This is a genomic window from Bacillus cereus group sp. BfR-BA-01523 (genome assembly GCF_022662615.1).
GTDB classification, from domain to species: Bacteria; Bacillota; Bacilli; order Bacillales; family Bacillaceae_G; genus Bacillus_A; species Bacillus_A mycoides.
Genome location: NZ_JAKUDX010000002.1, coordinates 532,887 through 539,776, shown reverse-complemented (window position 1 = coordinate 539,776; position 6,890 = coordinate 532,887). Strand labels below are relative to the sequence as shown.

Here is a 6,890-nt window from a genome sequence, read left to right as displayed (position 1 = left end):
ACACCACCTAATACTTGTACAACTTATGCAAAGAGAAGAACATCTCAAGTTATTTTAGTTGTAATAAGCTGACCCGCTTCATTTATAGTAATTTTCCATTTCATTCCACCAGCAGTCTTCATAATTACACCTTGACTCGCTTCCAGCTCAATATCTCCAAACATTCTTCCGCCAGTTGTCGCTAACCAAGCATTTCCATTTTCCATAGAAGACCTTGCAAAAATACGATTAATTCGAAAACGCTTATGGTCTTGAGAGTAACCACTCAATGTAATTCTTACTTTATATAACTGATTAGCTTTCATATTCGATATAACTGTATCTCCAACATTTAATGGAACATCTGCCGCGATAATCCAACTCCCAGTTGCACTTAATGCATATTCAATTTTAATTTTCTTTGGGCTCTCTCCCCATCCAAAGTACATCCCAATACAATTCAACATTTTGATTGGATTTTTCGTAAAGTCCAATTCAATAACAACTGGATTACTATCTGGAACATCAATATAATTCACACTTTGTTCATCTATTAAATTAAAACAATTAGCGATATTTCCTCCGTAAGGTAATTTCCCACTTACTTGCTTGACACTATACTTCAGCTGAGCATTTACTAAAATATCATCTTGATTTCCTATTAAATGTGGTTTATTCAGCGTCAAAGGTAACTGAATCCGAAGTGATTCTTCATAAGTAGACTTACAAACATTGTATTGTCCGTTATCTACAATAGTTGTTGAAAGTAAATTTGAAAAAAGGTAGTTACGATGGGAATTGGAAGAAAATTCAATTACTATTTGTTCACTACTCATCCTGTACGTATCCCAAATCATACAGTTGAATGTATTATAAGCACCTGAACAACGAATTGCTTTTTTCGTTTGTTGTCTACATTGCACTTGAATATCATGAAACGTATTTCCTGAACTTTCATTTGGTAAATCACTATTCCCATCTACTTCTATTCCATACTGACATCCATCAATAAATATAGATTGAAATACATTTGCGTTAATCCAGCAAGGTGTATTTATATTGTCTACATATTCCGTTTTTAAATATATTGCAGTTTGAAAATTTTTAACTTGAACATAGTTAACTTGAAAGAAACTAATATAATCCCACGCTTTTTGACAATAAAAATGTATAGCTTTTCCTTTATATGATGGTGTGGTATTTATTATATTTATATTTGATATGACAGATTGATTAGGCACTTCTATTTGTTGTGAACCGGAAACATAAATAACAGATGACTGAAATACTTGATTAATAACTTGAATAGTACCGCCAGTTATAGAAGCATTACTTTGTAACTCAAACGCATTAAAATCTCCATCAATTTGCAGCGTTACGGTAGGATCTAACTCTAATCTTACGTTGGATTTAATAACAATCGGCTTCAATATTTTATACGTATTAACCCCTGTAATTCTTACCGTCGAAATTCGGTTCGCTACACAATAATTAATCGCTTGTTGAATCGCTAACGAACTATCACTTCCTGAATTCGGAACTGCACCAAAGCAATCAATATGAACACTATTTTCTGGCGCACACTCCTCTTGTGAAGAAATATATTCTGACAAAATAAATTCACTCCTCATATTGCCTTTTTCATATAATATGTGAGTTCTCTCTTAAAAGTTTGTATCATAAAAAAAACAAACGACCTCCACGGTCATTTGTTTAATTCATATATATCCTTCGTTTCTTCTACCATTTTAGTTAACGAGAAATTTCTTTCCGCTTTTTCTCGCGCTTTCACTCTAATATCATTCACCTTTTCTTCATTTCCTTGTAATTCCTCCAGCACGTCTGCGAATTCAGATTCGCAATATTCAGATATTAAAACACCTGATTCTCCATCTATTACCGCTTCATTTATTCCGCCGACATCTATTGAAACAATTGGTGTTCCTGTAGCCATTGCTTCAATTACTACCATTGGAAACACTTCACGAAAAGATAATAAAAGTAATACATCCATATTTCCTATAAACTTATGTGGCTCTGAAATATTTCCTAACATCTTTACACTTTGTTGCAAGTCATATTTTTCTATTTCTTTCATAATAGATTCTTTCTCTGGTCCATCACCAGCAATATAAAACATAAAATCATTTCTCTTTTTTAACACATTTGCAATTTTAACAAATAGTTGATGATTTTTCTCCTTGGATAATCTAGCTAATATACCTACTTTATAAGTAGATTCTTTCTTTTTCTGCTGGAATAAAAATTTTTCAATATCTACACCGTTGTAAATTGTCTTTACTTTCTCTTCAGCTACATGAATTGAAATTAAGTTATTCTTTTCAAATTCACTTACTGTAATAATATTGTTCACATATTTATTCATGACATAACGAAAAAGAATTGGCATTTTCTTTTCTAGTATCGTTACATTATGTTTCGTATACACGATTTTTATCTTTCTTTTAATAAACTTTTGAAGTAGAAAAGCATATAATACCATTCGCAAACTATTTGCATGAATAAGTTCTATCTTTCGTTTATAAATCTCTTTTCGTAAGTAATGAATATTTCTCAAATGATTCCATCGACTAAGTAACATGAAATTTTCTTTTCTAGTAAGAGATTGATATAATTCTCCCTCACCTGCAGCTGTATAAACCGTAATGTTTTCATATTGCAAATTGTTTTCCAATTTACAGAAGTAACTCTCGGCTCCCCCAGTTATCAATTTATCTGTCATCAACAATATATTCATACTTGCGTCTTCCCAACTACATTGATTTTATTTTTTCTGTAAGCATGATAAGCATACTTACTAAAATAAAAAAAGGTTTGCAATGAATTAAGTGGTTTTTGTGCTCTTAACAGCTTCCAATATCGGAAGGCCGCCCTTATTTTATTTCTTGAAACAGAATTTGTAACAATTCTATATTTTGCCAATACCTGCTGTATCCCTTTCGCTTCATATCCTTTATATAACAATTGTAGCCATAACGCTGTATCTTCAGGCTGCACACTGGGCATTTCAATACAAGGAATCTTCTCACGATCAAGCATCACTGTTAAACACCCAATAATTGTGTTTCCCACTAAATAATGATAATCAACAAATTCCGGTACGTTCACCTCTCTATTCAGATCATTATTATTTTCATCTATTAAACTATAGGACGTATACGAAAACGCAACATGTGTTTCTTCCATAAATAACAATTGCGTCTCCAATTTATTTGGTAGCCAAATATCATCACTATCTAAAAAAGCAATATACCTTCCTCTCGCTTCTTTAATCGCTATATTCCGAGCTTTAGCAGCCCCCATATTTTCTTCTAATGATAATAACCGAATTCGTGAATCCCCTTCTATCATCTCTTTAATTTTTACAGCTGAGTGGTCCGTTGAAGCATCATCAACGATAAGCATTTCCCAATTTTTATAAGATTGACTCTGCACAGATCTGATTGTCTCACCAATAAAACGTAAACTATTATAAGAAGGTGTTATTATAGAAATACAAGGCACCTCGTTATGTACTGATAGACACTTTACCATCTATCATTCCCCTTCCTTCATATGTTGAAATGTACTTCACAACAACTGCTAAAAATAGAAAGAAAGCTTCGTTAATAATAAGTGATAATGACATCATCTGAAATAAAAATGCAATCATAGTCAATAAAAGATATGGCTTTTCACAAAACAAGTTATACTTAGTCAACTTCACCATTAAAATACATAAAAAAGCGCTATATAAAAGAAAACCAATTGTACCCGATTCAGATAAAATTTCTAAAAATGTATTGTGCACATATAGTTTTTCATTGAACTGATACTCATAATAATTCGAAAAATTAAAAGCACCGATACCGATATATGGATTAGATAAAAAATATTTGAAAGCAGCTTCCCATAGTGTAAATCTGCCACTCCCATTATCGCGTGAAAAATCAGAAATTCGACCGTTCAATATATCATCTAGTTGTCCACCCATTACTACATTCGCTAAACTAAAAATAACAACACTAAGCAATACTAAGCCCATTATTATTTTTACTTTTTTGGCAAAACTGGACATGCATACATAGACAAAAATGACGAGCACAATTGCTAAAATACCACCTCTTGAAAAAGTTAATAAACTCGTTGTAACACATAGAATCAATCCTATTACGTTGGTGATATTATATAAATTTGTCATATAATACATAAAAAATATTGTATTATAAAAAATAAAGATGTTGGGATCATCTAATAATCCAATTAATCTCGGATATCCTCTATCTACTAATAATCCAGCATAAATCTCTCTCTCTTCTCCGCCATATAATCCAAAATGTTGTAATCCAACTATATAGAGTATGAGACTTACAATATTAAATACTAATCCTACATAGACAATGGCTGACTCGAGCACTACTATTTCGGTGTTCCCCAGTAAATTCCTCATAATAAAATAACATCCTAAAACAAGTAATACGCCGAAAATCATACGAATACTAGCACTTAAATATATAGAAAGAATGCCACTTAAACAATAGATGAAATAAAACAGTAAAAATACAACTTCATGAAAATATAGCTTTCGAATATAAAAATCTTTAATTCTTAAACAAAAATAAATGACTAGAAAAATCATATATATCTTCAAAGAAAACCCTATATATATGTTGTATTTACTTAACATAACAAACAAGATTAGAAGAAAAGTCCATTTCATTGAAATTTGCATATTATTTTCCATAGGCTATATCTCCTGCTTCGTAATATAATCCTTTTCTCGTATTTTTCTTATAAATGAAAGAATAAGTTTTTTTAACTCATAATCATATAGGAATATACCAACTACTACGATAAACGTATTAAGAACAAGTGCAATCAAATTATATGTCTTTAATACATATTGCACTCCAATAAAAGTTACACCAAAATAAATTGTATACGGTATTACAATTTGGAATATAATTTTTTTCCTCACTGTACTTACTGCTGTATATCCAATCAAAGCCACTATTTCAAATAAAACCATAGCGTAAGCCGCTCCTCTAACTCCACCAATGCTACTGAAGCTATATAGCATAATTCCTCCAATTACTAAAGCAACACACTGTACGGCAGTTCTCTTATTTTGAAATCCACTCGTTGTTAAACCATCGGCAATAGCAACATTTAAACTTTGTAATACAATGAGAAAAGATAGTATTTGGAGCGGCTCTACTGCATTACTCCATTCTGCATGAAAAAATATAGAAATAAAATAGGGTGCTAAATTATATAAACCTATCGTCATACATATTCCCACGACCGCCATTGATTTTATTTGAATCATATTTAATTTCGTATGCTCTTCTAAATTATTCTGGTTATAGTGTTTAAAGAGCACTGGGAAAAATGCCCCTGCAATTACCCCTGGCACTTGATATAAAGCCGCTGGCATCCGATAGGCTACCGCGAAAACACCCACCATACTTAATGGTAATGTATAATTGAGTAAGATGGGTGCTAATTGTGGCGTACTCATTATTAAAAACCCACTAACAATAAAAGGACCTAATTTCCAAAACAATCCTTTATGAATTGCTACTTTCATATTAATGTTCGTCTTTTTTCTCATAACGTATATGCTAAATAAACCGCCAATCATATAACCAAAACCATATAAGCGAGCTGTTATATACACTGGTAATTCTCCGAAAATGCAAAAGCATGTAATTATAATGACAACTGTTGCGGATACAACTTTAATTAGTGCTATATATTTCATACGTTCCATAAGCTGAAAGTAGGCAATCCCTATATTTTGACATGTAAGGCCTATTAACATCAGGAACATTACGTTTAACATCATATAAATTAAATTCTTATCCTCGTACACATAATGAATAGCTATATAACCAATTACAGAAATAAAAATAAGAAGAAGTATCCGTATCTTTATGTATGAAGATACAATCGTCCCTAAATCTACTCCATCCTTTGCCCCTTCTCGAAGAAATGTATTACTAAGCCCTAAATCTGTAAAAAATAACATTACAAACGTAAATGCTATCGCAACACTAAACATCCCGTAATTTTGTGCATTAAAAAAGTTGGCTAAAGCAATTAAGCTAATGGCTTGAAGAAGATTAGCTAAAATCGTACTATAAAATAGATGTACAATATTGTTTAGAATGGATCTACCCATACCAGTTCTCCTTTGCATGTAACCTACTTATATTTGTTGTGTATTAATTTAATATTTACATAAAATTATATTTACTATGTTTTTTATCTTGCGCCATTCCCATTCAATACAATAAAAACTGTCTTACATAAAATACGAATATCCATTCTAATCGTCTTCACTTCAATATATTCCATATCCAATTCCAACTTTTCTTTCGGATCAAGATTATATCCTCCATTTATTTGTGCCCACCCTGTTAACCCTGGTTTTACTAATAAACGGTGCCTGAATTCTGGAATATTAACTTCGAATTTTTCATAAAAATACTCTCTCTCTGGCCTAGGACCAACAAAAGACATATCACCTTTTAAAATATTTATAAGTTGTGGTAATTCATCCATTCTCGTTTTTCTTATAAACAATCCAACCTTTGTAATTCTCGGATCATTTTCATTTGCCCATTGTGGTCCGTTCTTTTCAGCATCGCTAACCATCGATCTTAATTTAAATAAATAAAATCTCTTTCCATTGATTCCTAAACGCTCTTGAAAATAGATTGGAGCCCCTGATGTTTCTAAAGCAATCAAAATACAAAAAAACAACATAATTGGTATCGTAAAAAGTAACAATATGAATGAAAATATAATATCAAACAAGCGTTTTACACTTCGATTCAAAACCTTATCCTTTTCTTGAGCCGGAATAGCATACAACTTAGCTTGATTTGTTTCACGAATCATGGATC

General features: G+C 31.5%; 6 protein-coding genes. All 6 read right to left on the bottom strand.

Features of this window, described 5'->3' with window-relative positions; translation table 11 throughout:
• Positions 1-44 precede the first annotated feature (44 nt).
• Positions 45-1,592 (bottom strand): glycoside hydrolase family protein, encoded by a 1,548-nt coding sequence (locus MR066_RS07230; protein WP_242246424.1) that lies wholly within the window; start codon positions 1,590-1,592, stop codon positions 45-47.
• Between the two features lie 92 nt (positions 1,593-1,684).
• Positions 1,685-2,737 (bottom strand): glycosyltransferase family 4 protein, encoded by a 1,053-nt coding sequence (locus MR066_RS07225; RefSeq protein WP_107886919.1) that lies wholly within the window; start codon positions 2,735-2,737, stop codon positions 1,685-1,687.
• The gene (locus tag MR066_RS07220; protein WP_044438077.1) at positions 2,734-3,534 is read right to left on the bottom strand and encodes a glycosyltransferase family 2 protein; all 801 of its coding nucleotides are present in this window, start codon (positions 3,532-3,534) and stop codon (positions 2,734-2,736) included. The genes MR066_RS07225 and MR066_RS07220 overlap by 4 nt, the downstream gene beginning before the upstream one ends.
• Positions 3,509-4,723 carry an O-antigen ligase family protein gene (locus MR066_RS07215; protein ID WP_242246423.1) on the bottom strand — a complete coding sequence of 405 codons (1,215 nt, stop codon included), beginning with the start codon at positions 4,721-4,723 and terminating at the stop codon, positions 3,509-3,511. Before MR066_RS07215 ends, MR066_RS07220 begins: the two co-directional genes overlap by 26 nt.
• Before the next feature lie 3 nt (positions 4,724-4,726).
• Complete coding sequence (locus MR066_RS07210) at positions 4,727-6,163, bottom strand: oligosaccharide flippase family protein (RefSeq protein WP_242246421.1); 1,437 nt, start codon at positions 6,161-6,163, stop codon at positions 4,727-4,729.
• An 83-nt stretch (positions 6,164-6,246) separates the two neighbouring features.
• Positions 6,247-6,885, bottom strand: coding sequence for a sugar transferase (locus tag MR066_RS07205; protein WP_242246410.1), 639 nt, complete (start codon positions 6,883-6,885; stop codon positions 6,247-6,249).
• Positions 6,886-6,890 lie beyond the last annotated feature (5 nt).